The sequence below is a fragment of the Streptomyces sp. NBC_01264 genome (assembly GCF_026340675.1).
Classification (GTDB): Bacteria; Actinomycetota; Actinomycetes; order Streptomycetales; family Streptomycetaceae; genus Streptomyces.
Map to the genome: position 1 here is coordinate 92,935 of NZ_JAPEOX010000006.1, position 26,144 is coordinate 119,078.

The following is a 26,144-nucleotide window of genomic DNA, read 5'->3' on the forward strand; positions in this document are numbered from 1 at the left end:
GCTTGATCAAGTTCCGTGGGTGTCCGGATCAAGGTGTGTCTGATCCAAACGATCCGAGCGGCAGGAATGCCGATGCTACGGAAGATCCACCCCCAGGGCACCGACACGTTGTCGGGGCAGGGTGAGATGATCTTCGGGATGTCCGTCTGGTGAGGGTTCGTGTCGTCTGTGGTGCCGTCGTACAAGAACCACCGGTACCCGGTCGAGGTGATCGCGCACTGCGTGTGGCTGTACTTCCGCTTCCCCCCTCAGCTACCGAGAAGTCGAGGAGCTGATGCTCGAGCGAGGCATCATCGTCTCCTACGAGACGATCCGCCGTTGGTGTCTGAAGTTCGGGCAGGCCTACGCCAACGCGCTGCGCCGGCGCTGCCCGCAGCCCGGCGACAAATGGCACCTCGACGAGGTCTTCATCAAGATCAACGGGGCGTCGAAGTTCTTGTGGCGGGCCGTCGATGCCGACGGCAACGTCCTGGACATCCTGGTGCAGAGCCGGCGTGACAAGGCTGCGGCCAGGCGCTTCTTCCGTCGGCTCCTCACCACGACCGGGCAGGTTTCCCGGGTAGTCGTCGCCGACAAGCTGCGCTCCTACGGGGCCGCGCACCGTGAGGTGATGCCCTCCGTCGAGCACCGCTCACACAAGGGCCTGAACAACCGGGCGGAGAACTCCCACCAGCCCACCAGGCAGCGCGAACGCGCGATGAAAGGCTTCCGCACGGTCGGCGCAGCGCAGCGGTTTCTGTCCGCGTTCACCGGAGTCTCACCCCACTTCCGGCCCCACCACCACCTCATGACCGCCGGCCGCCACCGCTTCGAGATGATAAACCGCTTCACCATCTGGAGCCAGATCACCGGTGCCACCGGCATGCCCGCCACAGCCTGAACCGCAGCCCCTACCAGGCCCCGCCGCACCCTGACGCACCATCAAGCGATCATGACACCGACAACGTGACAGCACCTGTCGATGGACATGATCGGGAACAACTCCGCGAGATCCGGCCCGTTCGACTGCCCGAGGACACCTCACGGCCTGCGCTCCGGAATGCCACCGTGTGACTTCAACAAGCTCGGTTCCGTGGCACGCCGTTTCAAGGGAACCCCAGGGACTATAGAGGACGAGAACAAATGGAAAAAGTATTTATACTGGGGCACGGCGCGCTCCAGCTGGAGGGTGTCGTTAAGATCCCCGAGGGCTGGAGAGTTGTGATGTACGCGGACGCAGGCGAATCGCTGCTTGCCCCGAACGGGCTGGCGGCGCTCTCCTCGGACGGCATGGCCGGCGGCCGGGAAGAGTTCGGTAGGGGCACGGAACTGGATGTGATGCCCAATTACACCCTCAAACCGTTCAGTGACCGTGAAATCGTCCGCGCCTTGGCCTCGAAGGTCACCACGGAAGGTACGTTGTACATCGCCGGGGCGGATATCGATGCCCCCGGATTGGGCCACTTTCCGAGCCTGCGGTCCCCCGTCTCACTCGTCTTCCTGTTCAATGCACTGAACAAGGTCAAGGGGCACATCGGGCCGCTCGACCTCCATCTCGTGATATGCAGGGTCGTAAACCGCGAACAGAAACCAGCCAAGCAGCTGGAATACAGGTCGACCGTGGCCTTCGGTGACGAGAAGAGAAAGTACAGCGATGCCAGCAAGAAGCCTCCTCTGACGGCTGACGACGACAGGCGTTTTGCGCGGCACGCCCGAGAAGTCGACGAAATCTTGAAAATTGCGAAGAGGGATCCGCAGGCCGCGCTGATGCTTCTGAAGAAGGCCCCACAGCACAGGGCCGCAGAGATCGCGTCTTCCGTCTACCCGTCCTTGGAAAAGATCTGGAAGAGGGTCTGCCCTGTCGACGAAGCTGCTTACGCCGACAGCGCCATAGCTTACTTCCCGAACGCGATCGCGGGGGGCAAGTCGCTTCCAGCCGACCTGTTGGACGCCTCGAATGATGAGGAATGGCGTAACGCATTCTACTGTTACCTCAACGGAAACGCGTCAGCCGACCTTAAGAGCATCTCTGCCACCAACCTTTATTACCGCATCGCATCCGCCCTCTGGCGAAATTCCACAACCGATGCGGAGATCGCAGAAATTCAGACATTCGTCGACGATCATGGCGGCGTAATTTCGCTCGCCACATATGAGCTCAATTTTCTGCGGTACAAGCAACTTTATCTGAGTGAAAGAAACTGGGACGGGCTGAAGGACATCGGCTGCGAGATCGGGGAGGATCACCGCACCGAAGCACTTGAGGCGGTGCCGAATGAAATCAAAGCTAGCTACCAGGAAATCCTGTCCCAGCTCTACGAACTCGGCGATCTCGAGCGCCACTGGACGGCTTTCCCCACGTTCTTCACAGAGGTGATTGCGAGTCACCGTCGTCGGTTGGAAAAAGGCATCCGGGACGCGCTCCGGGACGAGGCCCGAGACGGGATCCAGCAGGGCGCGCCGCCCCAGAACATGTGACCCGGACCGTGGCGCTGTGAGCCGTTGACAGCGGCCGAAAGGGCGTTGTCACGTTGTCGGCGGCGTGATCGTTTGATGGCGGGTCAGAGCGTGCCAGGGCCTGGACGGGTGCTGTCACGTCGTCGGTGGTGTGATCGTCTGAGGGCGTGAAGAAGCCGTAGGCGGCTGGCGTGCTCAGGCCTCGGAGGGCATGCCGACGACGCCGGTGATCTGGTCCCAGATCGTGAAGCGGACGGTCATCTCGAGGCGGTGGCGGCGGGCGGTCATCAGGTGGCGTCCGGTTCGGAAGTGGGGTGAGATCCCGGTGAACGCGGACAAGAACCGCTGTGCCCCGCCGACGCTGCGGAAGCCTTTCATCGCCCGTTCACGCCGTCCGCACTACCGTCCTCGGGACTTACTCCACCTGGCCCGCCACCGCCGAGGTCTTCCCCGAGTTCGAGCAGCTCGACCTGATCGCAGCCCACGCCCAGTCCTTGCGCCGCGCCCCCGCCAAACGCCTCGGTCCGCAAGCTGATGGGTGGCTGGCCCGTTCCATCGACCATCCGCCTGCCGACGCACTGCAGTGCGCTGCCGTGATGATCCTCGTTATGCAGATCCTCGACAGCCCGGACGGCCATACCGCCCTTGTCCGGCTGCTGTCCCTGCTGCCGGCAGCCCGGGCCGGGCGCCTGAGAAGCCTCACACCCCACTGCTCACCCTCCATGACCGTCGCGATCGGCGGAGCAGCCCGTCTGCCGCTGGTAGCGGGCGGCCCGCCGGCCCTCTTTCCCCAGCCGCCCACCCACCGCGGCCGCCTCGACCCCCGCACCGTTTCAGACCCCCTCCCCAACGCCTGGACAGCGCCGCTGGACGGACTGGACGGGCCCGCGCGGCATCTGAGGCGCGACGCCGCGATCCGCCTGGTCCAGATGGCCCGCGGTGGGCCACGGACCAGTGCCGGCCGTTACCTCGGTATCCCGCCCGGGGCCCTGCACGCCACCACCCTGACGATCCGCACCTGGCAAAAGCTGCCGGGCAACGCCGAGGCGTACCGGGAAGCGCTCCGACAGGTCGCCGAAATCGCTGTCTCAGAAGGCCGCCGTGGATCTTAGGCTGGCCAGGACCTCACCGCACCGCGGCCGTTGGGGCGAACGCTCCAATACCCACACCCATACCCTCAGCATCTACACGAACGGATCCTGAGCAACAAAGTTGGCCGTCGGAGCCGTCTATGGCGCACCGTCTCAGCGACGGTCGAGGCCTGGACCTGATGGAAAGTCGATCGACGGCCCTGCGTTCGAAGGGCGAGCATGCGTGGCTGCGCCACGCTGAGCGGAGGTTCTGTGGGATCTAGAGACGCCGACATCGACTTCACGTTCACGCAACCGACCACCGCACGCGCGATCGTGGATGCCCTCACCTCGGTGGGCTGGTCGGTGGAGGACCCTGTCGGGGGTGTCACCCACATGATCAACGACGCGGATGACATGTACGAGTGGTACGCCAGCGCCCCCGAAGACATCGATGAGGTGCTGGTACGCCGGGATGCGCCCGGCAACCTGCCGTACACCTTGGCCATCAACGTCTACCACCCGGAAGCCGGGACCGGCGGGATGTTCATGCTGATGCCCGGCAGCAAGGAAGTCTTGTTCTCGCCCAGCATCGACCGCCGGCACATCCCGGCGGCGACTGCGTTCACCGACCTCGCCTGGTACCTGCACGCCCTCGTGCCGGCCCTCGTCACGACGGGGCTCGAAGGGTACGAAGCCAAAGAGATCAAGTACTGAGCAGCGCGACCGGGCCTCGATCATGCCGCCCACGCTGTGCATCGCATGGCACTTGTGCCGGCAACCGAGGATCACTCGATCTCCTTCCGCCAGATCCATACGACGGACGGCGGCCGGGTCCGGTACAGCAAGCGGTGCGAGCTAGACGGGCAGGAGTTGAGCCAGGCGGACATGGGGCGCGCCTACGAGACCGCGACCGGCACGCTCGTGGAGGTCACCGACCAAGACCTCGACGGAATGCCGCTCCCCACGGCCAAGACGATCGAAATCGTCAGCTTCGTCCCGGCCGCCTCGATCGACCCCATCGCGGTCGGTACGCCGTACTACCTGATGGCCAGCGGTCCGGCCTCCGCGAAGCCGTACGTCCTGCTGCGCATGGCCCTGGAGCGCTCCAGCATGGTGGCCGTCGCGAAGGTCGCGCTCCGCGGCCGGGAACGCCTGGCCCTGCTCCGTGTCGTAGGTGAGGCTCTTTGCCTGCACATCATGCTGTGGCCGGATGAGCTGCGGTCCACCGACGGCGTCAGCACCCCGCCGGCCGACGTGAGCCTGCCGGAGGAGGAGGTGCAGGCTGCGGTCGCCCTGACCGAGGCGCTCTCGGGCCGCCCCATGGAGGATCTCCACGACGAGTACCGCGCGGCGCTCGAAGCCGTCATCGCGGCCAAGGCGGAAGGCGTCCGGGCCCAGAGTCCTGAGCTGGCCGAAGAACTCAGCGGACAGGTCCTCGACCTCATGGCCGCCCAGGAGAAGTCGGTGCAGGACGTGAAGGCGGCCTGCGGCGCGCACGGCCAGGAGGACGCGACCGTCCACGAGATGAACACAGTGGGCCTGCACGCACGCAGAACCTCAAGGTGAAAGTGCCGCTGCCCGACGGCGCTAAACTGAGCGAGGGCGTCAGCGGATATGACGAGGAGACCGGTGTATGGACCGTCGGCGCGATGGATCCCGATGATTCCCCTAAGACCTTGACGCTTCCAGTCACGGTTCCCGCTGATGAGAAGAGTATGACCCTCGAGGCGGACGTGGATCAGGACTCGTACGGGGGCGGCCTGGTGGATACCAACCGGGACAACAACTCCTCCAAGACGTCTGTGGACATCGCGCGGAGTGCGAAGCTCACCGTCGGCGTTTCGGTCGTGCCTCCGGAGGCTGATGCGGCGAAGAAGGAGTACGTGCCGGGCGACGACGTAACCTACAGAATCGCTGTCAAGAACGACGGCCCGTCCAAGGCCTCCATGGTGAAGATCGCTCACTCCTTGCCCACGGGCATGAAGCTGGTAGAGCAGGCCGGTCCGGACGGCACAGCGTACAAGGACGGGGTATGGGCCGTCCCCAGCCTCGCGTCAGGGCAGACCGTCGACCTCACGGTCAAGGGCAAGGTCCCTGCCGACGAGGAGAAGACGGTGCACCGGGTGTGTGTCGTAGGGGCCGACATTCCTGACTCGCGTGGTGGCTACAAGACGACGTGCGGTGACGAGAACGCGGTCGAGGGCCACATGGCCGTGAACGAGCTGAAGGTGGTGCAGCGGGCTGCCGCGCTCCTGACGGTGACCCCGGACGGGGATGCGGGCAGCCGCCCGCTGCCTGGTCAGGATGTGTCGTGGACCGTGCAGACGAAGAACCTCGGCGTGTCCAAGGCACGGGGGCTCGAGATCGAGGTTCCGGTGCCCGCAGGTGTGAAGGACCCCGTGGCGACGCCTGGGGAGGGGGGCACGTATGCGAATGGCCTGTGGAAGCCGGCTGACGTGCCGATCGGTGGTCACGCCGTCCTCAAGATGACCGGCAAGGTGAAGCCCGATTACGACGAGCTTGACTATAAGGCGACGGTGAAGCGTTCGCAGACCCCTCTGGACACGGACAAGACCAAGAGCAGCCCGATCGAGGAGACGGTGTCGCGCGCGGTCAAGGTGCAGCAGGTGGCTGGTCTGGACGTGTCGATCGCGGCGCCGGACGGCAAGGACACCGTCAAGGTGGGTGAGCAGGCCAAGGTGAAGGTCACGGTGGCCAACAAGGAGGGCCCCTCGACGGCCCGCAACACGGTCGTGGAGGTTGGCATGCCGACGGTGAGCGGTCTGACCCACGACGGCGGCGCCAACTTCAACGGTGAGCCGGGTGGCGAGGGGTACGGGACCTGGAAGGTCGGAGACCTGAAGGCCGGGGAGGAGAAGTCGCTGACGCTCTCCTTCACTCCGGAGGAGGCGAAGGAGTTCCCCTTCGACGTGCTGGCGGCCCGTTCGGATGCGGCCAACCCCCAGGAATGCCAGGACATCTGCGCCAGCACCCGGGTGAAGGCCACGGCCGACAAGCCGGATGACCCGAGCAAGCCCGATGACCCGAGCAAGCCGGACGACCAGACCCCGCCGCCCGGCGACGGGCAGAGTCCGCCGGCCGACGACGGCGGGAAGTCCCTCGTCGACCAGGTCCTGGCCTCAACGGGAAGCAACGCCCTGTGGTGGGGCGGCGGAGCTTTGGGCGCGGCCGGGATCGGCGCGGCGCTGTTGATCGCGGCCCGCCGTCGCCGCTGACCCGCGGCGCGGCAACGCCCACAGGCCGGGAGACGGTCCCGGACACGGGCCGGCCCCGGAGGGCTGCTCCGCCTCCACCATGGCGGCGGAGCAGCCCTCCGGGGCCTTTGCCTTGCGCGCACCGGCCGCGGCTCAGCCCGTGGCCGAACCGTCACCCCACTGACTCCAGGACCGGCTCAGCCGGCGGGTACGTAGGCCCCCAGCCGATCAGCGCGCTTCCGGTATCGGAGGCATACACGCAGAACCTTGACCTGGCAGCTCTCGATCTGCCCGGTGATCCCCGCGTACTGCCGTGCCACCCCCACCGGCATCCGGGCCTTCTTCAACGGTGCCGTCTCGTCCAGCACCAGCGCGTCCTCCGGCCTGCCCAGATGCCCCGCCACGAGCGCACTCCATCGCGCAGTTGATCGGCGAGCCAGGTGGAGCGGGCCATGAACCACTGGGCCCGGTCCGGCGCCGCGTGCCCCATGTGCTCCGCGATCTGCTAGCCGTTCTTCCGCACCTCGGACTTCGGCTACACGCCCTCGTCGCCCGTCTGGCCAGCACATGCGGCTGGTTGGCTTTGTTGGGACTCGATCCTTTCACGGGTTCGAGTCTCCATTCGACCTGGGGCGGTCCAGAGTGCCCGCCAGTTCGTGAGGTGGGCGATGCCGTGTTCGACTGGGATCCGGGCTGATGAATGGGCGAACCAGGCTGCTTCGTGGCGCACCATGCGCCATGGCTGACGCCGCCGACTACGAGACGCGGAGAAGCCCCTCAGCTGTGATTCCAACTCGCGCCCGTCTCAAAGCAAGTTACATCTGCCCAACTCGGGAGATTCCCGACAGCGTCAAGTACTCAGTAAACGGCACACTGGATCGACGAGCAGACGCTCCTATGAGGGCGTGGCTACGCGTTTGCGGGCGCCGTCGGGCCGGCCGGCAGAAGCCGCCCAGCAGTCGATCATTCGTGCGGCTGTCGCATCCGGCCGCAGGCCTACCGCCGACAACTTGCTCTGAGGGCGCAAGACCTCGACTCTGCTCCCGGCTGCTGGACGCGATCCGGCTGGTGCCCGGGGTCTACCGGACGCGGTCGCAGCCGGTCGGGCCCGCGGCACTGTCGAATGTCGCGCCCAAGCCGAATGCCGATCACGCCGCATCGCGCCGTCGGGTCACCATCCGGTCTGTGGCTCGCCCAGAACCCTGCTGCCGATGTGCGCGGCGAGTTTCTGGGCCCGGGGGAGGTCACCGAACTTGCCGACGTGGAAGAAGACGGTGTGCTGCTCGGTCCAGTGGCCCAGTTGGGCGTTGTCGCCGTGGAACACGATCTGCACACCGTCGTACTTCGCGCTCCCGTAGTGACCCGCCTCTGGTTCGTCCGGCCACAGACCCGGCCAGTCGATGGAGGCCATGCCCTGCCCGAGAGCCGCGACGAAGCGTTCTTCCACGCTCCCGGCCGGAACGTCCAGCATGACGTCGAGCGGTAGGTGCGCCTCCAGCACGGCGTCGGCGGCCGTTGCCACGTCCAGGTCGAACCAGAGCTCCTCATCCGACGGACCGGTACGCATGTCGGCGAAGTCGAACCGTCCGCCAGGCAGGACCGCAGCCATCTGCCGCACGTCTTCGACCGTTCGTAGCTCGGCGAAGAGATCCAGTCTTCTCCTCGCGCTCTGTCATCAGCGAACGTAGCTGCTTGGCCTGCGTGTACGCCTTGGTGGCATCGGTGGTCTGGTAGACGGCATACGCCCTGGAGTCGCCCATGGGCCGAACCATCACACGTCCTCACGGGAACCCGCCACCACGTTTCATGTGACCACCGGGGTCAGGCGACTCAACGCCCGCTCAGCTGCCGAACCCGGAACCGTGGCTCCGGCTTGCAGTCAGACGCCAAGCCGAGAAGCATGAGGAGACAACTCAGGCGTGCCTGATGTCGTCGCCTTACCCGGGACCGGCAGTCGCCGCCGTGTCCCTGGCGAGATCACTCGGCGCATGATGCCGGCGGTAGTCATGGCTTGTCCTGCGGTTGCCGAGCTGCCCCGCCGGGAGCGCCCATCTGCGGGCGACCCGTGGCCCTGGACCGGGACCAGTCCACGAGAAGACCGACGAGCTGACACCGCTCCAGCCGTCCTCCCCGTACGCCCAGCCCGAACCACGCGCGTTCGGGATGCCTTCGGGCTCGATCTCGTGGACTGGGCGGATGACGCGGGGCAGGCCTTCGGCGGAGGACCAGCACCGCGATGGAGTGCTGGGGGAACATCCGGTGACTTGTGGCATGTCCTGGCACCACATGTATTCGCGTTTACGGCGGTCCGCCGCATAGAGAGCGCCGGCCCCCTAAGAGCCTGGTGATCAAGGGTTAGCCAGTGCGAGTGGGGCCGCTCTGGCGGGTGATCGCTCCGTCGGGTGGGTGCGGGCTGGATTCCGGGGAGAGGCATCGAGAGGTTCCGGGAGCGATGCGGGAGGTCTCGATGGTGTCCGTGGTGTCGTTGATGACGGCGAAGGCCGAGCTGGCGCGGGGGAAGGCCATGGAGTGGCAGGCGTTGCTGGCCGAGGCCCAGGAGCAGGTGGACTTCTGGCTGACGGAAGCGAGCGCGGAGGAGGACGCGGTGCGCCGGCTGCGCCTCGCCTTGGAGGAGCGGTTGGAACTGACGGATAAGGCGGCCGTGGTGCGTGGAGCGGTGGCGTCGTGGGAGCCGGGACGGGACGAGAGTGTGCTGCCCGGGGTGTATCGGGCGGCGCTGGCGGTCGTGCGGGAGGTGAAGGGTCCGGTGCTGGCGCGGCAAGTGGCCGAGAAACTGGGCTGGGAGGCGACGCCGGCGCGTCAGCAGCGGGCGCGGGACGTGTGTTCCCGGCTGGCGGCCCGAGGGTGGATCGTGAAGCGAGGCGACGGGAGGTTCACCAGGCTGCCCGGCTGACCCGCCGGGCAGGGGCGTCGGCACGGCCGGCCAGTCGGCGGCTCATCGCGATGCCCACCGCGAGCAGGACGAAGGCGGCGTGGTGGTCCAGGCGGCGTTCGTAGTCGCGCACGCAGCGACGCCGCCGAGTGATCCACGCCAGCGTGCGTTCCACGATCCACCGCTTGGGGATGACCTTGAAACCCTGCGCCTTGCGGCGGCCGGGGTGCACAGGGATCTCCAAGTCCAAACCGAGGTGCCGGCGGGCCCAGGGCACGAGTTCGCCGTCGTAGACGTGGTCCGCCCAGACCTTGGTGACCTGGGAGAACAGCAGCCGCAGACGGTCGAAGAGGGCCATGGCCGCGGTGCGGTCGTTCACGTCGGCGGCGGTGACGGCCACCAGCAGGACCAGGCCGAGGGTGTCGACGACGATGTGCCGCTTGCGCCCGTTGACCTGCTTGCCGCCGTCGAACCCACGGCTCGCGGCACCCACCGTCTCGGCCGCCTTGAGCGACTGCGCGTCGATGATCGCGGCCGTCGGCTGTTCGGCACGGCCCTCGCGGCGGCGGATCTCCTTCACCAGCAAGGAGTGGATCATGGCGAACACGCCCTGGCGTACCCAGCGGCGGAAGAAGTCGAAGACCTTGCGCGGCGGCGGGAACGGCTCGGGCAGCGAACGTCACTTTCCCCCGTTGTCCGCGAGATAGCGCAGCGCGTCCAACATTCGCCGGTGGCAATACTCCTCCGGCCGGCCCCCGCGCCCCTCCAGCCACGGCGGCGGCGGGATGGCCGCGCGCACCTCGTCCTACTCTGCCTCGGTCATGTCCGTCTCGAAGGCCCGCTCGTACACCGGCGCCCCGGACGGCACGTTCCCGAACCGGCACGGCAGACACCTGCACGCGGGGCGGGTGAAGTTGTCGGCGGGCACGGCAAGTTGGTACAACTGCGGCACGGGGGCCTCCGGGGTTGTTTCGTGGCAACGAAAAACTCTCCAGAGGGCCCCTCTCTCCATGCCTCCCAGGCCACAGAAACCCCCACTCGAACCCCTGGCCCCATCATCACCAGGCTCTGAGGGTGTGGCGTGCGCCGGTGCGACGCTGCTCCTGGGTGAAGCTGAGCCGGTAGACGGTTTTCAAGCCCAGGGGGCAGCAGTAAGACGTCATCTCATTTGGTGAGCCGGCGGTAGCAGATGAGAGTGCAGGCGATGCTGGCGAAGGCAAGGAAATGCTCGGCTTTGCGTTCGTAGCGGCGGTGTAGGCGGCGGCAGCCGGAGAGCCAGGCCATGGTGCGCTCGACGGTCCAGCGGTGGCGGCCCAGCCGCTGCGAGGATTCAACGCCTCGGCGGGCAATGCGGTGCCTGATTCCGCGTTCACGTAACCATCGCCGCAGGTGGGCGTAGTCGTAGGCCTTGTCCGCGTGGAGCTTGCCGGGTCGGCGCCGTCGGCGTCCGCGGCGTGAGCGGATGGGCGGTATGCCACGGACAAGGGGCTCAAGGGCCTGGCTATCGTGCAGGTTGGCGCCCGAGATGCCGACGGACAGGGGCAGACCGGTCCGCTCGGTGATCAAGTGGATCTTCGACCCGAACTTGCCCCAGTCGACAGGATTCGGACCTGTCAGGTCCCCTTTTTCAGGGCCCGCATGTTCACGGAGTCGATCGCGCAGCGGGACCAGTCCAACTCGCCGCGGGCGCCCAGTTCGTCGAGGACCAGGCGGTGGAGCTTGGCCCACACCCGCGCTTTGCTCCACTCGGTGAACCGCCGGTGAGCTGTCGCCCCCGACGGCCCGAACGATGCCGAAGGCACCTGCTGCCAGGTACAACCCGACGTCGCCACGAACACGATCGCGGCAAGCACCTCCCGGTCGCCGTGCCGGCGCCGACCACCGCCCTGCGGCCGCGACGGCGCCTGCGGCACCACCCGCTGGAACAGCTCCCACAACTCGTCCGGCACCAGCCGTTCAACGATCCCCACCATGGCCGACAGCCTACCGCGAAGCCCAAATGAGATGGCTTCTTATCGCGGGTCTGTGCCGCCTGCGGCGCAGGCTGTTGGCGTAGACCTGGCCGAACGACACCAGCGGCGGACCGTCTCGTAGGAGACGATCACGCCCCGCTCGAGCATCATCTCCTCCACCTCGCGTAAGGAGAGCGGGAAGCGGAAGTACAGCCACACACAGTGCGAAATGATCTCCACCGGGTAGCGGTGATTCGCGTACGACGGCACCACAGACGACACGACGCACTGCCTCCCCAGACAGACAACCCCAAGATCATCCCAGACCGCCACCGACAACGTGACAATGCCGCCGTGACAGACACCGGAACCTGAGTAAATGTGCCTCCAATAAATGGCCCAATCGCGGTCCAAATTCCAGCAACGGTAATTGCGACCCCCGTCGCCATCCCTCGCTTCTCCTTAGGGAATACGTTGGTAGGCAATGAGAATCCAACCGGACAATTAGAGCAGCGCCGAAACCTTGAAGGACACGCGAGCCGATAAGGGTTCGCGCATCGGATACTGATGCGCACACCAGAGATGTCAATCCGAATAGTGCGACGCCCACTGGCATTGCATTTAACCGACCGAATAGATCGCCTAGGCGACCAGCAGGAATAAGGAAGGCGCCGGCCGAGAGCATGTAGCCACTGACAATCCATTGGAGATTCATCGTGCCTACATGCATATCTACAGCCATACGCGGCACGGCTAGATTCAGGGCAAAGAAGTCCAATTGAACGCAGAACATGGACAAGGTCACTGCCCAGAGCGCGAACCTGCTTTGCTCGACCGCGGAATTAGACATTGGCGCACCCCTGAGGACCCGGCTGGTAGATAACCCCGAATCGGGCGTTTCCGTGGTCACAGCCGGCGACAACTGGAACGATCCATCTTTCAATCGTTGGAGGACTGACCGTCTTCTTTTCGGCGATGGAGCTGGAGCATTTGCGCTCTCACGCGAACAGGGATTTGCGCGTATTCTTTCGATGGTCACGTATACAGACCCAGAGCTAGAAGGAGCGCACAGAGGAAGCCAGCCATTTGGCCCATTTCAATATAGTGCAGATCACCCAATTAATCTGAACCGTCGTCGCCGGGAATTCTTGGAAACTGTCGATGAGGCTGACGTCTGGCACAGGATCGAAAGAGGGCAGCGGCAAGTAGCTCACGAGGCACTCGATGAAGCAGGCTCGAGCGTGAAGGAAATGGACTTCCTTGTGACGCCTCATCTAGGTGCCGCACTTACAGTTAAACAGTGCCTGCGACCCTTGGGTGAATGTGATCTATCGAGAACTGCATGGGATTTTTCGCGCAGAACCGGGCATTTGGGCGCAGCCGATCAACTCGCAGGATTCAATTATCTTGCAGAATCTGGTCGGTTGAATCAGGGAATGCGGATAATGTTGATGGGAGTTGGCGGCGGCTTCAGTTGGACATGTGTCGTAGTCGAAATCGAAGAAACTCCGGGCTACAGCTAGGAGAACGATATGCCAGTCGGCATACTTGCGTTGGGTCGCTACGCACCGGAACGACGCATTGACAATTCGCAGATTAGCCAGTGGACCGGAGCCACTCCGGAGTGGCTAATGGAGCGCACAGGGATAGCGCCGAGGCGGTACGCCGAAGTCAGTGATCATACATCTCAAATCGCTGCCAAAACTGTGGAAGACCTCTTCTCAAATTGTCACAGAAATCGCGCGGATCAGGTCGTTCCGAGTGAAAAGGTAATTGGGTCAGCAATAGCATGGGCGGCCCAGTTCCGACAGGGGCCTGCTCTCGCACTGCGTGCTATCAAACTGGCGGTGACCTCGGAGCGAGTGCAGACCTACAGACGGGTCTGGACTTTGAGCGAACTCTATTCGAGAGCCTATTCGGAACACGTGATCAGGTTGCAGGAATGCAGGTTTCTGTCGAAAAACAGCCAGGTGGAGCCGAGTTCGAAGGCCGCTAACTAGGGCCATTCTGGACATTGGCTGAGGCGCTGGGGCACTCAGGTCCACATCGGCTGCAGCACTTCCTGTCGCGGGCGGCGTGGGATCACGAGGCGGTACGCGAACACCTCGCGGCCTTCGCGGTGGGCTATCTGGCGGAGGAACAGCCGTGCTGGTGAGACCGTGACGAGAAGTCCTCTCGGCCGACGCGGTCGGGGCGGCGAGACAGTACTCCGGTGCTTTGGGCGGGGTCGGTCTGTGCCAGGTCGCGGTGCACCTCTCCTGCGCGAGCAGCGCCGGGAGCGCGTTGGTCGACCGGACCTTGTATCTGTCCCGGGACTGGGCCTTTGATGACGAGCGCCGCGAGCTGGTCGGTGTCCCGGACGAGGTGGCGTTCGCGACCAAACCGCAGCAGGCCGCGGTGATGCTCGCCCGTGCCCGCGCAGGGATTCCGGGCCCGCTGGGTGGCCGCCGACGAGGTCTACGGAGGCCGTGGCCTTCGCAAATCAATACGCGAGCTCGAATACGACTACGCGACTGCGGTGCCCGCCACGCATCGGGCGGCACCCCGGCCGGCCGCTTGGCGACCGCGAGTGTGCTGGCGCAGCTGCCGCGTTGGGCCTGGCAGCGGCTGCGCGGGACACGGCACGAAGGGCGACCGGCACTGCGACTGGGCGATGATCGAGGTCATCGGCGACGACACCCCGTCCGGCCAGGCGGCCGGACACAGCTTCCTGCTCATCCGCCGCCACCGCTACACTCACCAGCTGTCCTTCTACCGCTACCACTCCGCCGGCCCCATCGCACTCGGCGAGCTCATCGAAGTGGTCTGCCGCCGCTGGCGGGTCGAGGAGGACTTTCAGGCGGCGAAGTCTCTGACCGGCCTCGATCAGGGGCAGGTGACCTGCTGGAACTCCTGGCACCGCTGGAGCCTGATCAGCCTCATCGCCGCCGCTCTCCCATCCGTCGGTGCAGCCCTGCACCGCGCCACCGACCTCGCTCACGCCAGCGAGCCCGCCCCGGCAACAGCCGCCATGATCCCCATCAGCCGCCCCGAACTCCTGCGGATCCTGCGGGCCTTCGTACTGCCACAGCCCGTGACCGACGCCGAGCACGTCCTGCACTGGTCCAGATGGCGACGATGTCACCAGATCCAGGCTGCCACCTGTCACCACTGCTGGAACGAGGTCACCGCAGCCGCAAGATCCGAACTACAGCTGCCGTGGCTGTAGGGGCTGTATTTCCGGGGCGCGGGCGGACGGCGGCCGGAGTAGCGTGAGATCTGGTAGTCCCGTACACAGGGTCGCCTACGGGATGGGAAGGCACGGGTGCGGCACATGGCTCTCACCGAACCGATTCACCACATAGGGTTGCTTGTGGCCGACTTGGAAGAGGCAATCGAGCGCTGGTCGCTCGCCACCGGATACAGGTTCAGCGAGGTCGCGCGTTACCAGACTGATTTCTACGTGGACCATAGCGACGCGCACCCCCATCACCATGATGCTCGGATTTCCTTTTCCAAGGAGGGGCCGCCTTTCATCGAACTCATGGAGTTCCATGGCGTGGGGACCCACTCCGCTGCGCAGGGCGAGGGAATTCATCACCTCGGCTTCATGGACCACCCGGATGTGGAAGGGAAGAAGCGGGATCTGTCTGCCTGCGGGATGGGCTGCGATGGAATGGCCCTGGACGAGGACGGGAAGATCCTGCTCTGGTTCACGAAAAAGGAAGACCTCCACGGCATCAGGTTGGAATTCGTGAGCCCCGTCCCCCAGCCCATCGTGATGGACGACGGTCGGCCCGCCTACATCGACGAGCGTGGGTTTCCCGGCCTGTGGCCGCCCGAGCGGGCATGAACGGAACGGCTGCCGCGCGGTCCAGTGGGCCAGAACAGGTGGTGAGGAACAGTGGAGTCGACGGGTGCGCAGGTATGGACGGGTGCGAATCGGCTGGAGTGGATGTCCCTGCCGCTGCCGGAGCCCAGTCCCGGAGGACTGTTGTTGGAGGTGACAGCGAACGGGATCTGCGGCACTGACCTGCACTTCCTGTCGAGTGTCCCCTCCGCCCCGCTAGTCCTCGGCCACGAAATCGTCGGGAGGATTGTTGCTTTCGGGCCTGGGCACGAACATCGTGACGCCGACGGCGAGCAGTTGGTGGAGGGTGACCGCATCGCGTTGTTCCCGTGGCTTCCCTGCCGCCGCTGCTGGGGGTGCCAACGCTTCGGCCCCGGCGCCACAACCTGCACCAACGCCTTCGTTTACGGGATTCCGCCCGAGGCGATCGGGCTGCCGCCGCTGGCCGGGGCAATCGGCGATCGCTGCAGCCCGTCGCTGACGGGCGGGTTCGGTCGCCACGTGGACGTCCGTCCCGGCACATACATGTGGCGGGTGCCGCAGGAGATGGCCGACACCGTGGCATCTCTGTTGGACCCGTTGGCCGTGGCGGTGCGAACCGTGGACGTGACTCGTACTCCTACGGGTGCCTGGGACGAGGTCCTCACCCCGGATTCGACGGCCGTGGTCCTGGGTTTGGGGGCGGTGGGCTTGCTCACCTGCATCGTGCTCCGCCAGGCCGGGGTCGGAACCGTGGTGGCCTCCGGTGCACGCCAGGCCCGGTTGGCGGCCGCCCGTGCCGTGGGTGTCGATCTCGTTCTGGACACCAGCGAAACTGATGCGGCTGTCCGTCGTGATGCGGTGCTGGACGTGACGCAGGGACGTGGCGCGGATCTTTTGGTCGACGCGACGAACAGCGCGGCAGCCCTCAGAGAGGGCTTGGGCATGGTCCGCCGGCTGGGAACGGTCGTAGAGGTCGGCAACATCATCTCCGATGGGACCACCGTGCTGCTGGATCCGGCTCGGGATGTCTGCCAGCGCAACCTGCGTTTGCTGGGAGTGAGTTTCAATCCGCCTAGGTCCTATACCGAGGGCATGGCGCTGTTGGCTCGGGGAGACTTGCCCTTCGAAGCGCTCATCACCCGGAGCCGACCGTTCGAGGAGGCCATGGCGGCGCTCGATGACCTGTCTGGTGATGTCGTGAAGATCGTCCTGACGGGGCCCTGAAGTGGGGCGAGGGCGGCGGCGGGGGCTTTCGCATGGTCCGGGCTGGCAGCGGACGGGCAGGGTAACTGGTCGTCTCTTCATGCTAGCCGCCTCGTGCGGCGTCCTTTTCGGCTTCTCGATCTCGTCGATGAACCAGATCATCGACGAGATCCGACACAAGTGGTTACTAACCGACCTCCACCAAGGGGTCGTGGTGAGCGCCCTCGTGGTGGGCGCACTGACCGGATGCCTGGTGACTGGCGCGCTCACGCAGAGGCTCGGTCGCCGCTCCGCCCTCGTCGTCAGCGGTCTAGTCGCGACCGCCTCCGCCGGGATCTGCTCGGTAGCACCTAACGAGCTGACGCTCGTCGGGGGCCGTTTCCTGATCGGGATGTCCGTCGGCGTCACTTCGGCCGTCGCGCCGGTGCTACTCGCCGAACTGGCGGCTGCACGCCTACGTGGTTTCATGATCACCAGCTACCAGCTCGCCATCACCGTGGGCGTGTTGATCGCGCTGTCCCTGGGAGCAGCCCTGCCCGACTCTGGTCAGTGGCGCCTCGTGGTGGCCGTGAACGCAGTCCCCGCCGTGTTCCAGGCCGTTTCAGCCTTCCTCCTCCCGCGGACACCCGCCGACTTGCTGGCAGGCGGACAGGAGGAGGAGGCACGCCGGGTCCTGCGTTCCACCCGAGGCCGAGAGGAGGCCCTTGCTGAGTACGCGCGTCTGGTCCGTGTCCGGGGTCTTCCCGATGACGGGGTGCTGCGCAGCCTGAGCGACCCCGACCGCAGGCTGGCAACGGCCATCGCGCTCGGAGCTGCCCTCATGAACGCCCTGGTCGGGATCGGAGCGGTGGTCTACTACTCCACACTGGTGTTCTCGACCGCGGGACTCGGAGGAACAAACGGAGCGGAGATCGCAAGTCTGTCGATCGGCGTGATGAACTTCGCCGCCTCCGTGATCGCGCTCGGTCTGATCCGTCGCTATGGCAGGCGGGTGCTGCTCTCCGTAGGCCTGACTGGCATGGCCCTGTCCCTCTGCCTGGCCGGCGGCAGCCTGCTCGGAGCGGGCGGAGCGGTCACAGGTCCGGTCACCGTTGGTGCAATCCTCATCTACACAGCTTGTTTCGCGTTCTCGGCCGGACCGGTCGCGTGGGTGCTACTCGCGGAGGTGCTCCCTCAGCAATCCAGTGTTCGGGTGGCCGCGGCGGCGCTCGGGCTGAACTGGGGTGCCAACCTCGTCGTCGCCCTGCTCTTCCCTATCGTCGTCAAGACGCCGGGGATTCCCGCAAGAGTGGGGCTGGTCTTTGTCTTCTTCGCCGTGCTGAGCCTGCTCTTCCTGTTCCTGGTCCGGCGCTTCGTTCCGGAGACGAAAGACCGGGACCTGTCGGAGATCCAGCGCGCCTTGCGCAGCGGCCCGCGCTCCAGAACGAAGCATGTGTGAGCGGGCCATACGGTGTCCGCGGTACGTGCCACCTCGCCGGGGTTCCCCGGTCGTGTACTCAAGCGATGGTCGGCACCACACCGCCGTCGACACGCAGGGCTGAGCCTGTCGTCGCCGAGGCCTCATCCGATCCGAGGTAGCGGATCATGTTCGCGACCTCGCTCGGCAGCGCGAATCGCTGGATGAGCGACGTGGGCCGGTAGGACTGAAAGTACCGTCGTTCGGCTTCCTCGAAGGAAAGGTCCGGATAGGACTTCGAGATGAACTCCTCGGCCCCGGGGGTACGCGTCGGCCCCGGTAGTACGGTGTTCACCGTGACCCCGCTGCCCGCCACCCAGAGTGCGAACCCCCGTGACACCGACAGCTGCGCCGCCTTGGTCATCCCATAGTGGATCATCTCTTTCGGCGTGAACAGCGCGCACTCACTGCTGATGAAGATGACGCGGCCCCATCCTTGGCGCACCATGGCGGGCGCGTAGTGGCGGGTCAGACGCACACCGCTGAGGACGTTCACCTCGAAGTGGCGCAGCCACTCCTCATCGCTGATCTCGAAGGCGGGTGTCTCGGTGTAGATACCGGCGTTGTTCACCAAGATGTCCAGCTCCGGGACCGCCTCGCACACGCTCCGTACTCCTTCGGCGGTGGCGACGTCGCCCGCCGCGGGCAGCACCTTGCCCCAGCCCTCCTCGGCGGCCTCGGTGATCCGGTTCGCCGCGGCTCGAGTGCGTGCGGGGTCACGGCCATTGACATATACGGTATGCCCGTCCCGGGCAAAAGCCACAGCGGTGGCCTCTCCGATGCCGGACGTTGATCCGGTGATCAGCACACTGCGAATCTGACTGGACATGACGCACCTCATGGTTAGAGGGGATAATTGAGGTTGGGGTTACAACACGAGACGAGGGAATGCCATGAAACTCGGCGTCTACACTGCTTGCCTCCACGACCGGACCCTCACCGAATGCCTCGACGTTCTGCATGAGCTCGGGCTGGGCGGGATAGAACTCAACGCCGGTGGCTTCATGCCGGCACCTCACCTCCACGTCGACGCACTCATGGCCTCGGACCGGGCCCGCCGCCAGTTCCTGGCCACGCTGGCAGACGCGCAGATTGAGCTGACCGCCCTGAACGTCAACTGCAACCCCCTTCACCCCGACCGCAGGGTCGGCGCTACCTACACGGCCGACCTGCACCAAGCCGTGGAACTCGCCGGCCTCTTGGGCGTACGCAACGTCGTGACCATGTCTGGACTGCCCGGCGACCACCCCGGTGGGAGGACGCCTGCCTGGATGGTCCAGCCTTGGCACAGCGCGGCCACCGACGCCCTGCGCTATCAGTGGGAGGAGGTCGGCGTGCCCTTCTGGACCGACATCGAGCACCGCGCAGCCCGGGCGGGAGTCCGAATCTGCATCGAGATGCACCCGCACAACCTCGTATACAACCCGGCCACCCTGGTACGCCTCATCGAGCAGACCAACGCCACGCATATCGGAGCCGAAATGGACCCGAGCCACCTTTTCTGGCAAGGCATGGAACCGCTCGACGCCATTGCATACCTCGGAGACCGAGTCTTCAACGCTGCGGCCAAGGACACTCGGATCAACCCGAAGAGCATGCAGTTGCACGGTGTACTCGACGACCGCTACGTCACCCCGAATCCGGACGACCCTTCCGCCATCAGCCTCGGCGGCGATTACGTGCTGAACAGATTCCCCGACGACCCGCCCTGGCAGTTCGTCGCGGTGGGAAGGGCTCACGACACCGCGTACTGGCAGTCTTTCCTTGCTGCCTTGTCGTCGATCGACCCCGACATGCCCGTCAACATCGAGCACGAAGACGACGAGATCACGGTGAGGGAGGGCCTGCGGATCGCGTCCGAGAACCTCCTCGCCGCCGCCCGGCAGCTCCCGTAGCAGCAGCTGTCCGCACCGGGGCGCGCAGCCCGCCGGTCCCTCTCCTGCCTCACAGGCAACGCCCAGCCTGCCCAACGTCAGTCGCCGCCTTCGCCGCCTACGAGCCGTTCGGATGCCTTCAGAGCAAGAGCCATGCTGGTCAGCGTCGGATTGCAAGCGGTGGCCGTCGGAATGACACCGTTGCCGCCGAGGAAGAGGTTCTCCATGCCCCACACCTTGGAGTTGTGGTCGACGACGCTGGTGTCCGGGTCTTCCCCCATCCGCACCGTCCCTGAGATGTGGAGGGGGAGGCCGGGGGTAGGAAAACGGGGCTCCGATCCCGGCAGGAAGCCGCCGATCGCCAGCGCGGCACGGATCATCTCGCCCATCATCGAGTGGAGCCGGGCTCCGTCCGCAGCGCTGTAGGCGAAGTCGAACGTCGGTTGCGGCATGTCGTGTACGTCGGTGTGGGTGTCCGAGAACGTCACCCGGTTCTCCGGCCGTGGATCGACTAGACCGAACCACCTCAGGTCCACGATCAAGCGCCCGTCCACGTGCGGCGGTATGTCGCCGTAGTGAAATGAGTCGCGATTGATCTGTGCATGCCAAGGTCGTCCCTCCGTGACGGGAATCCAGACATTGGGGTCGGGATCGTCCACCGGGATCGGCAGTTCGTCCTCGGGGAATCGCTCGCGGTGGCCAAGGACTTGCCTGCTGAAGTACTGAGTGGTGCCCGCCAGGTCGACCAACTCCTGCAGCAGTGTCACCTGGCAGAAGGTCGTGGGATGTTCGGTCAGGTACCGGCCCAGGGCTGGCGGGCGGATCCCGGAGGCCCACAACAGCTGCGGCGTCAGCACCGCCCCTGCCGCAACCACGTATTGGTCGGCTTCGACCCTCATCTCGCGACTCCGCGCAAGATCCCGGACCTGCGCGCTCACGATCCTGGACCCACTGGCGTCACGGACCAAACGGGTGCACAGGTGGTGGGGGAGCAGGGTGAACCGAGGCTCCCCACCGTCCGCAAGCCTTCCAAGAACTGTGTCCGTGCCGGCCCAGTGCACCATGCGGGGGTTATCCACGCGGCGGTTGACCGCCAAGGGAAGGCCTTGGACCTGATAGCCATCGGGGAGCTCCGAGAACTCCTCGCGAAGGGCTTCGATGATCAACTGCTGACGCATGGACCCGTCGAACTCGTGCCGACTCACGCCTAGGATCTCCTCGGCCTGGCCGTAGTAGGTCTCCCAGTCACTCTCACTGATGCCCTGATACCGCTCCATCGTCGGGTGATGCCGGGGGCAGGCGCAGGTCCAATGCGTGGCCATCCCGCCGACCGCGTAGCACGCAGCGGCCGCGGGGATGTTGCGGTACGGATCCTGATCAGGGTTTTCAGCATTGCGGGCACTGCTGCGGTTGGTGCCGTACTCGGGCACGGCCGACGGGTCCACGGCGAGCTCCGGCCGTGCACTGGAGGGCACTGACAACAGATGCAGGTGACCGCGGATCACAGGCGCGAACATGTTGGGGTCGCGCTGGTAGATGTAGGCGTTCTTGAGGTTCTCACCCGGACGCGCCGAGAGCTGCTCGCCCGCTTCCACCATGAGGACCCGCTTGCCCGCGTCGATGAGTTTACGGGCAAACGTCGCCCCCAGCGGGCCGGACCCCACGATCAATACATCGGCACGGTGCGTATCCGACATGGCAGTCCCGTTCGTCGTGCCGGCCAGGCCCAGCGGGCAGCCGCTCAGGGCCTATCTGTCGATCTGCGAAACAATGATAGTCCGTGCAGCCATTGCCGCGCTCTGGAGGTTTGAGGGCGCCAACCGCCGTATGCTGTATGGATAGGCCCTAGATCCCAATCCTTGTGGGGTTCAGATGCAGAAGACGACCGTAGCTAGTTGGACCGTGTCGGCTACACGGCACATCGACTATGAAATCCTCGAGTCGCCGAATCTCCTTGATCCGGAAAATCCTGACCTCGCAGCACTGCCGTACGGGTCACAGGGGGGCGGCAGGCGCCTCGTAGTAATCGATGAGGCAGTGCAAGGGATCTTCGGAGACCGGATCCGAGGCTACTTCGCCGCCCGTAACAAGGACATGGACTACCTCACGCTGCCTGGCGGCGACGAACACAAGACTCTTGATCAGGTCGTGCACGTGGCCAGCCGTCTGAACGAAATCGGCACCCGCCGGGCGGGTACTCCGCCGATCGCCATTGGCGGAGGAGTCGTCCAGGACGTCGTCGGAATGGCCGCTGGCCTCTACCGGCGCGGCATTCCCTACGTCAGAGTGCCCACCACGCTGCTCGGGCAAATCGACGGGAGCGTGTCAGCGAAGAACGGCGTCAACTTCGAAGGCCACCGGAACCGGCTCGGCACGTTCGCGCCGCCCCCGCGCACCCTGATCGACAGAACGCTGATAGCGACGCTGCCCCGGCGCCAAATCAGCAGCGGCATGGGCGAAATCATCAAGATGGCTCTGATTAAGGACGCCCGACTGTTCGACCTGCTCGAAGCATACGGCCCAGATCTTCTCACGGAACGTCTACAGGACACTGGGATCAGGACCAGCGCTGAAAAACCCGGCCAGGAGTGCATGCACCGTGCCATCGCCGGAATGGCCGAAGAACTCCAAAAGAACCTCTGGGAAACCGACCTCCGACGTATCGTGGACTACGGGCACACCTTCTCCCCAGCTGTAGAAATGAGGGCGCTCCCGGAGATTCTCCATGGCGAGGCCGTGGCCATGGGCTGCGTCTTCGGTGCCGTGCTGTCCGCACGCCGCGGAATCCTCCGGTATGGGCAACTGGAGCGGATCATCAAGACCGTACGGAGCATCGGTCTGGAACCCTCCCACCCACTCTTCGGTGATCCGGAAATCCTTAACGACGCGCTATCCGAAACGGTGCGGCACCGCGACAACCATCAACACATCACCTTGCTGAGGGACGTAGGCATCACCACGTTCGTCGACGACCTTACAACACAGGAGGTAGCCGGGGCAGCCGCCACAATGGTCTCCATCCTGAACGGAAAATCCCCGCTCCCTGATGTGGAGCTGGAGCTCCCCTCAAATGAGTAGGACACCCGCCCCGCGTCTCGCCCTACACTCTGGTGTCCTTATACCGAGTCTGGGCATGGGGACATGGCAACTATCCGATGACCAGTCAGCGCGCACCGTGTCGCAAGCGGCTAAGCTCGGTTACCGGTTGATCGACACGGCTTCTCAGTACGGAAACGAGCGCGGTGTCGGAGAAGGAATCCGAGCCAGCGGAATATCTCGAGACGAATTCTTCATCATCTCAAAGCTGAACGGCGCGGACCAGGGATACGACCGGGCCCTGCGCGGATTCGACGAAAGCCTCGAGCGCCTGGGCCTCGACCGGCTCGACATGTACCTTATTCACTGGCCGATGCCCCGTCGAGGCCTCTACGTGGACACATGGCGCGCCTTCATCCGACTACTTAATGAGGGTCGGGTCAGCGCCATAGGCGTATCCAACTTCACCTCGGCGCATCTGGACCGACTCGCTGCCGCAACGGGTGTCCTGCCGGCAGTCGACCAAGTACAGCTCAACCCCAGGGTCGCCCAACGCGCGCTGCGTCGTCATGCCACCCACCACAACGTCGTCGTGCAGTCGTGGGGCCCCCTGGGCCAAGGCGGATCGTTGCTCGAGGACCCAGTAGTCCGTCGCCTGGCCGTGCACCACGGCAAGAGTCCCGGCCAGATAGTCCTGCGATGGCACCTCGACGAGAACCTGATCCCTATAGCCAAGTCGGCCAACCTCGGCCGGCTGGCCCAGAACATCGACGTCTTCGACTTTCATCTCACACGTGAGGAGCTTCTGCAAATAGCCGCCCTGGACGGCCGCGAGAACCCCATCGATCCCGACGAGTTCGAACAAGACTAGAAGCGGGTTGAATAGCTTTCCCGGAGAGGTCGTTTTGTGAACCATCCACTGACGAACTGGGCGGGCAACGTCATTTTCTCGGCAACGAACACAAGAACCCCGACCTCTATTCTTGAACTCCAGGAGCTGGTCGCGACCAACCGTCAGGTACGCGCCATCGGCACACGGCATTCTTTCAATAGAATCGCCGACACGAACGGTTGCCTTGTATCGACGGCAGGAATTCCCATAGGAGTCGACATTGATTCGGACAGTATGACCGCTAGGGTTGGCGCAGGAATGACCGTCGGCGATATCGCTGAAATTATAGATTCGAGCGGCTTCGCGTTGCCAAATCTAGGATCCCTGCCGCACATATCCATTGCGGGCGCCTGCGCCACCGGCACACACGGATCCGGGGATTCCAACCGAATCCTCGCCGAATCGGTCAGATCTCTTGACTTCATCACCGCCGACGGCACATGCGCCACCATCTCCCGCGGCGACCCCCATTTCGACGGCGCCATCGTCTCTCTCGGCAGTATCGGTATCGTCACGTCGATGACACTGGAGCTGCGTCCGACGTTCAACGTGCAGCAGACGGTCTATGTGGGGCTGGACTGCGTGGGCATCATCGAGCATCTTGATGAGCTTTTTTCTAGCGCATACAGCGTCAGCATATTCACCGACTGGCTGCGGCACAACCAGATATGGCTGAAGGCGCGGGTGGGCGACCAGGCAGCGAATCCCTCCCCAGAGTCCTTTGGCGCACACCCTGCCGAACGCGACCTGCACCCGGCCCCGGGGGTTTCACCTGCCCATTGCACCCCTCAGATGGGCGCACCTGGAGCGTGGCACGAACTCCTTCCGCATTTTCGCCGAGACCTCAGGCCGAGTGTCGGCGAAGAATTGCAGTCCGAATACTTTGTGGACAGAAAGGTTGCTGCCGATGCCCTGAGGTCCATCGTCGAAATTCAGCCCATACTGGCCGACGTCCTCCAGGTGTCCGAGCTGCGCACGGTTGCTTCTGATGAATTCTGGATCAGCCCCGCGAGTGAGCGTGCAAGCATCGCCATTCATTTCACATGGATTTCTGATCCGCAAGCGGTCGAGCCTGTCGTCAGGATGGTGGAAGAGGTGCTGTCACCATTCAATCCACGTCCTCACTGGGGAAAAGTATTTACCGCTACCCCGGACACGCTCAGAGCCTCATACCCCCATTGGGATGATTTCATCAGGATGTGTGACCACTTCGACTCGGCCCGGAAATTTGGCAATGAATTCACTTCGCGATTCTTCGGGCGGGGGTACTCAGGTTGAACTCGTAGTGTCGGCGTGGCTGCTGACGGGTCTGGAGGCGGAGCTGGCGCGGGGTCCGCTGGCCCACTTTCGGCCCCAGCGCCACCTGATGACCGCCGGCCGATACCGCTTCGAGATGAACGTCCGCTTCACCATCTGGAACCGGATCACCGGCCTCGTCGGCATGCCCGCCACGGGCACTGTCACATTATGAAAAATGACGTGGACATGGCGGAAGATCTGGCCGTCTCGGCCAGCTCTGCGGCGGAAAAATTTGCGCAGGAACGGCGATCGGGACCCTCTCGCCGGAAGATCCACTGGCATGCACACGCCATGCGTCGTTAACGTGACAGTGCCGACCGGTCTGCCCCTGTCCGTCGGCATCTCGGGCGCCAACCTGCACGATAGCCAGGCCCTTGAGCCCCTTGTCCGTGGCCTACCGCCCATCCGCTCACGCCGCGGACGCCGACGGCGCCGACCCGGCAAGCTCCACGCGGACAAGGCCTACGACTACGCCCACCTGCGGCGATGGTTACGTGAACGCGGAATCAGGCACCGCATTGCCCGCCGAGGCGTTGAATCCTCGCAGCGGCTGGGCCGCCACCGCTGGACCGTCGAGCGCACCATGGCCTGGCTCTCCGGCTGCCGCCGCCTACACCGCCGCTACGAACGCAAAGCCGAGCATTTCCTTGCCTTCGCCAGCATCGCCTGCACTCTCATCTGCTACCGCCGGCTCACCAAATGAGATGACGTCTAAATGGCATCTCGACGAGGTCTTCATCAAAATCGGCGGGGAGCGGAAGTAGTTGTGGCGGGCCGTGGACGCCGACGGCAACGTCCTGGGCATCCTGGTGCAGAGCCGTCGTGACAAGGCTGCGGCCAGGCGCTTCTTCCGCCGGCTCCTCACCTCCACCGGGCAGGTGCCCCGGGTGGTCGTCACCGACAAGCTCGCCGCGTACGGGGCAGCGCATCGTGAGAGGACGTTAAGTCCGTTTCTGGTAGCGGCCGCGTTCGGGTTGGGTGGGGAAGCCTTGGCGGGTGAGGCG

At 64.9% G+C, this 26,144-nt stretch carries 25 protein-coding genes and 5 pseudogenes; 20 read left to right on the forward strand and 10 right to left on the reverse strand.

The genetic code is table 11. The features are described 5' to 3' along the window. Nucleotides 1-159: 159 nt before the first annotated feature. Together OG435_RS48330 and OG435_RS48335 are read left to right on the forward strand one after the other, a co-directional pair. Nucleotides 160-880 (forward strand): annotated as a pseudogene (locus OG435_RS48330) (IS6 family transposase). Between the two features lie 242 nt (nucleotides 881-1,122). Next, nucleotides 1,123-2,457, forward strand: coding sequence for a putative adhesin (locus OG435_RS48335; RefSeq protein ID WP_266888124.1), 1,335 nt, complete (start codon nucleotides 1,123-1,125; stop codon nucleotides 2,455-2,457). Between the two features lie 174 nt (nucleotides 2,458-2,631). Here OG435_RS48335 and OG435_RS48340 read toward each other — a convergent pair. Then, nucleotides 2,632-2,829, reverse strand: a pseudogene (locus OG435_RS48340) (IS6 family transposase); the annotation flags it as partial. Between OG435_RS48340 and OG435_RS48345 the strand changes: the two are divergent. The 4 genes from OG435_RS48345 to OG435_RS48360 all read left to right on the forward strand — a co-directional run bounded on the left by OG435_RS48345 (nucleotide 2,784) and on the right by OG435_RS48360 (nucleotide 6,745). Next, complete coding sequence (locus OG435_RS48345) at nucleotides 2,784-3,548, forward strand: hypothetical protein (RefSeq protein WP_266888126.1); 765 nt, start codon at nucleotides 2,784-2,786, stop codon at nucleotides 3,546-3,548. The pseudogene OG435_RS48340 and the gene OG435_RS48345 sit on opposite strands and share 46 nt — an antisense overlap. 198 nt (nucleotides 3,549-3,746) lie before the next feature. Next, on the forward strand, nucleotides 3,747-4,223 hold the full coding sequence (locus tag OG435_RS48350) for a hypothetical protein (protein WP_266888128.1): 477 nt from the start codon (nucleotides 3,747-3,749) through the stop codon (nucleotides 4,221-4,223). Between the two features lie 45 nt (nucleotides 4,224-4,268). Further along, nucleotides 4,269-5,075 carry a Ku protein gene (locus tag OG435_RS48355; protein ID WP_266888130.1) on the forward strand — a complete coding sequence of 269 codons (807 nt, stop codon included), beginning with the start codon at nucleotides 4,269-4,271 and terminating at the stop codon, nucleotides 5,073-5,075. Continuing rightward, nucleotides 5,072-6,745 carry a hypothetical protein gene (locus OG435_RS48360; protein ID WP_266888132.1) on the forward strand — a complete coding sequence of 558 codons (1,674 nt, stop codon included), beginning with the start codon at nucleotides 5,072-5,074 and terminating at the stop codon, nucleotides 6,743-6,745. The genes OG435_RS48355 and OG435_RS48360 overlap by 4 nt, the downstream gene beginning before the upstream one ends. 176 nt (nucleotides 6,746-6,921) lie before the next feature. Here OG435_RS48360 and OG435_RS50910 read toward each other — a convergent pair whose 3' ends face one another. Both OG435_RS50910 and OG435_RS48370 read right to left on the reverse strand, forming a co-directional pair. Beyond that, on the reverse strand, nucleotides 6,922-7,128 hold the full coding sequence (locus OG435_RS50910; RefSeq protein WP_430625879.1) for a transposase: 207 nt from the start codon (nucleotides 7,126-7,128) through the stop codon (nucleotides 6,922-6,924). A gap of 767 nt (nucleotides 7,129-7,895) precedes the next feature. Next, on the reverse strand, nucleotides 7,896-8,342 hold the full coding sequence (locus OG435_RS48370) for a hypothetical protein (RefSeq protein WP_266888136.1): 447 nt from the start codon (nucleotides 8,340-8,342) through the stop codon (nucleotides 7,896-7,898). Nucleotides 8,343-9,191: 849 nt separating this feature from the next. On the opposite strand from OG435_RS48370, the gene OG435_RS48375 reads away from it, so the two are divergent. After that, nucleotides 9,192-9,638 carry a hypothetical protein gene (locus tag OG435_RS48375; protein ID WP_266882630.1) on the forward strand — a complete coding sequence of 149 codons (447 nt, stop codon included), beginning with the start codon at nucleotides 9,192-9,194 and terminating at the stop codon, nucleotides 9,636-9,638. Here OG435_RS48375 and OG435_RS48380 read toward each other — a convergent pair. The 5 genes and pseudogenes from OG435_RS48380 to OG435_RS50520 all read right to left on the reverse strand — a co-directional run bounded on the left by OG435_RS48380 (nucleotide 9,619) and on the right by OG435_RS50520 (nucleotide 12,419). Continuing rightward, nucleotides 9,619-10,290 (reverse strand): IS5 family transposase, encoded by a 672-nt coding sequence (locus tag OG435_RS48380; protein ID WP_266888208.1) that lies wholly within the window; start codon nucleotides 10,288-10,290, stop codon nucleotides 9,619-9,621. The genes OG435_RS48375 and OG435_RS48380 overlap by 20 nt on opposite strands. Before the next feature lie 132 nt (nucleotides 10,291-10,422). Further along, nucleotides 10,423-10,569, reverse strand: coding sequence for a hypothetical protein (locus OG435_RS48385; RefSeq protein WP_266888137.1), 147 nt, complete (start codon nucleotides 10,567-10,569; stop codon nucleotides 10,423-10,425). A gap of 212 nt (nucleotides 10,570-10,781) precedes the next feature. Then, nucleotides 10,782-11,590, reverse strand: a protein-coding gene (locus OG435_RS48390; protein WP_430625872.1) for an IS5 family transposase whose coding sequence is annotated in 2 segments (ribosomal slippage) — nucleotides 10,782-11,242 and nucleotides 11,242-11,590 — 810 coding nt in all. Because the reading frame shifts where the segments join, the coding sequence is not laid out codon by codon here. 99 nt (nucleotides 11,591-11,689) lie between these two features. Continuing rightward, a pseudogene (locus OG435_RS48395) lies at nucleotides 11,690-11,851 on the reverse strand (IS6 family transposase); the annotation flags it as partial. Nucleotides 11,852-11,885: 34 nt separating this feature from the next. Further along, entirely contained in the window at nucleotides 11,886-12,419 is a 534-nt protein-coding gene (locus OG435_RS50520) for an MFS transporter (RefSeq protein WP_353962814.1), read from the reverse strand. Here OG435_RS50520 and OG435_RS48400 point away from each other — a divergent pair. From OG435_RS48400 to OG435_RS48420, 6 genes and pseudogenes are all read left to right on the forward strand, one after another. Then, nucleotides 12,361-13,092 carry a 3-oxoacyl-[acyl-carrier-protein] synthase III C-terminal domain-containing protein gene (locus OG435_RS48400; protein ID WP_266888139.1) on the forward strand — a complete coding sequence of 244 codons (732 nt, stop codon included), beginning with the start codon at nucleotides 12,361-12,363 and terminating at the stop codon, nucleotides 13,090-13,092. The genes OG435_RS50520 and OG435_RS48400 overlap by 59 nt on opposite strands. Before the next feature lie 694 nt (nucleotides 13,093-13,786). Beyond that, nucleotides 13,787-13,933 (forward strand): annotated as a pseudogene (locus tag OG435_RS50525) (transposase); the annotation flags it as partial. Nucleotides 13,934-14,222: 289 nt separating this feature from the next. Next, nucleotides 14,223-14,777 carry a hypothetical protein gene (locus tag OG435_RS48405; RefSeq protein WP_266888141.1) on the forward strand — a complete coding sequence of 185 codons (555 nt, stop codon included), beginning with the start codon at nucleotides 14,223-14,225 and terminating at the stop codon, nucleotides 14,775-14,777. Nucleotides 14,778-14,882: 105 nt separating this feature from the next. Next, complete coding sequence (locus OG435_RS48410; protein ID WP_266888142.1) at nucleotides 14,883-15,401, forward strand: VOC family protein; 519 nt, start codon at nucleotides 14,883-14,885, stop codon at nucleotides 15,399-15,401. A 102-nt stretch (nucleotides 15,402-15,503) separates the two neighbouring features. After that, nucleotides 15,504-16,604 (forward strand): zinc-dependent alcohol dehydrogenase, encoded by a 1,101-nt coding sequence (locus OG435_RS48415; RefSeq protein WP_266888144.1) that lies wholly within the window; start codon nucleotides 15,504-15,506, stop codon nucleotides 16,602-16,604. Nucleotides 16,605-16,683: 79 nt separating this feature from the next. Next, the gene (locus OG435_RS48420) at nucleotides 16,684-18,021 is read left to right on the forward strand and encodes a sugar porter family MFS transporter (protein ID WP_266888146.1); all 1,338 of its coding nucleotides are present in this window, start codon (nucleotides 16,684-16,686) and stop codon (nucleotides 18,019-18,021) included. 58 nt (nucleotides 18,022-18,079) lie between these two features. Here the strand turns inward: OG435_RS48420 and OG435_RS48425 are convergent, their stop codons facing one another. Further along, nucleotides 18,080-18,868, reverse strand: coding sequence for an SDR family NAD(P)-dependent oxidoreductase (locus tag OG435_RS48425; protein ID WP_266888148.1), 789 nt, complete (start codon nucleotides 18,866-18,868; stop codon nucleotides 18,080-18,082). Nucleotides 18,869-18,932: 64 nt separating this feature from the next. On the opposite strand from OG435_RS48425, the gene OG435_RS48430 reads away from it, so the two are divergent. Continuing rightward, a complete protein-coding gene (locus OG435_RS48430) occupies nucleotides 18,933-19,934 on the forward strand; it encodes a sugar phosphate isomerase/epimerase family protein (protein WP_266888150.1) in 1,002 nt (333 codons plus the stop codon). A gap of 77 nt (nucleotides 19,935-20,011) precedes the next feature. On the opposite strand, the gene OG435_RS48435 is transcribed toward OG435_RS48430, so the two are convergent. Beyond that, nucleotides 20,012-21,610, reverse strand: coding sequence for a pyranose oxidase (locus tag OG435_RS48435; RefSeq protein WP_266888152.1), 1,599 nt, complete (start codon nucleotides 21,608-21,610; stop codon nucleotides 20,012-20,014). Between the two features lie 175 nt (nucleotides 21,611-21,785). Between OG435_RS48435 and OG435_RS48440 the strand changes: the two genes are divergently transcribed. The 6 genes and pseudogenes from OG435_RS48440 to OG435_RS48465 all read left to right on the forward strand — a co-directional run. Continuing rightward, nucleotides 21,786-22,991 (forward strand): sedoheptulose 7-phosphate cyclase, encoded by a 1,206-nt coding sequence (locus OG435_RS48440; RefSeq protein WP_266888154.1) that lies wholly within the window; start codon nucleotides 21,786-21,788, stop codon nucleotides 22,989-22,991. 55 nt (nucleotides 22,992-23,046) lie between these two features. Beyond that, nucleotides 23,047-23,820 (forward strand): aldo/keto reductase, encoded by a 774-nt coding sequence (locus tag OG435_RS48445; RefSeq protein WP_323188063.1) that lies wholly within the window; start codon nucleotides 23,047-23,049, stop codon nucleotides 23,818-23,820. A 36-nt stretch (nucleotides 23,821-23,856) separates the two neighbouring features. Continuing rightward, complete coding sequence (locus OG435_RS48450) at nucleotides 23,857-25,119, forward strand: FAD-binding protein (protein ID WP_266888158.1); 1,263 nt, start codon at nucleotides 23,857-23,859, stop codon at nucleotides 25,117-25,119. Between the two features lie 7 nt (nucleotides 25,120-25,126). Beyond that, nucleotides 25,127-25,312 carry a hypothetical protein gene (locus OG435_RS48455; RefSeq protein WP_266888160.1) on the forward strand — a complete coding sequence of 62 codons (186 nt, stop codon included), beginning with the start codon at nucleotides 25,127-25,129 and terminating at the stop codon, nucleotides 25,310-25,312. Nucleotides 25,313-25,420: 108 nt separating this feature from the next. Continuing rightward, nucleotides 25,421-25,843, forward strand: coding sequence for an IS5 family transposase (locus OG435_RS48460; protein ID WP_430625880.1), 423 nt, complete (start codon nucleotides 25,421-25,423; stop codon nucleotides 25,841-25,843). A 7-nt stretch (nucleotides 25,844-25,850) separates the two neighbouring features. After that, a pseudogene (locus tag OG435_RS48465) lies at nucleotides 25,851-26,075 on the forward strand (DDE-type integrase/transposase/recombinase); the annotation flags it as partial. Between the last annotated feature and the right edge of the window lie 69 nt (nucleotides 26,076-26,144).

Coding starts and splice junctions, on each gene's coding strand:
- OG435_RS48335 (WP_266888124.1), top strand. CDS start 1,123: ATGGAAAAAGTATTTATACTGGGGCACGGCGCGCTCCAGCTGGAGGGT.
- OG435_RS48350 (WP_266888128.1), top strand. CDS start 3,747: ATGCGTGGCTGCGCCACGCTGAGCGGAGGTTCTGTGGGATCTAGAGAC.
- OG435_RS48355 (WP_266888130.1), top strand. CDS start 4,269: ATGGCACTTGTGCCGGCAACCGAGGATCACTCGATCTCCTTCCGCCAG.
- OG435_RS48375 (WP_266882630.1), top strand. CDS start 9,192: ATGGTGTCCGTGGTGTCGTTGATGACGGCGAAGGCCGAGCTGGCGCGG.
- OG435_RS48400 (WP_266888139.1), top strand. CDS start 12,361: ATGGACAAGGTCACTGCCCAGAGCGCGAACCTGCTTTGCTCGACCGCG.
- OG435_RS50520 (WP_353962814.1), bottom strand. CDS start 12,419: ATGTCTAATTCCGCGGTCGAGCAAAGCAGGTTCGCGCTCTGGGCAGTG.
- OG435_RS48405 (WP_266888141.1), top strand. CDS start 14,223: ATGATCGAGGTCATCGGCGACGACACCCCGTCCGGCCAGGCGGCCGGA.
- OG435_RS48410 (WP_266888142.1), top strand. CDS start 14,883: ATGGCTCTCACCGAACCGATTCACCACATAGGGTTGCTTGTGGCCGAC.
- OG435_RS48415 (WP_266888144.1), top strand. CDS start 15,504: ATGTCCCTGCCGCTGCCGGAGCCCAGTCCCGGAGGACTGTTGTTGGAG.
- OG435_RS48420 (WP_266888146.1), top strand. CDS start 16,684: ATGCTAGCCGCCTCGTGCGGCGTCCTTTTCGGCTTCTCGATCTCGTCG.
- OG435_RS48425 (WP_266888148.1), bottom strand. CDS start 18,868: ATGTCCAGTCAGATTCGCAGTGTGCTGATCACCGGATCAACGTCCGGC.
- OG435_RS48430 (WP_266888150.1), top strand. CDS start 18,933: ATGAAACTCGGCGTCTACACTGCTTGCCTCCACGACCGGACCCTCACC.
- OG435_RS48435 (WP_266888152.1), bottom strand. CDS start 21,610: ATGTCGGATACGCACCGTGCCGATGTATTGATCGTGGGGTCCGGCCCG.
- OG435_RS48440 (WP_266888154.1), top strand. CDS start 21,786: ATGCAGAAGACGACCGTAGCTAGTTGGACCGTGTCGGCTACACGGCAC.
- OG435_RS48445 (WP_323188063.1), top strand. CDS start 23,047: ATGGGGACATGGCAACTATCCGATGACCAGTCAGCGCGCACCGTGTCG.
- OG435_RS48460 (WP_430625880.1), top strand. CDS start 25,421: ATGCACACGCCATGCGTCGTTAACGTGACAGTGCCGACCGGTCTGCCC.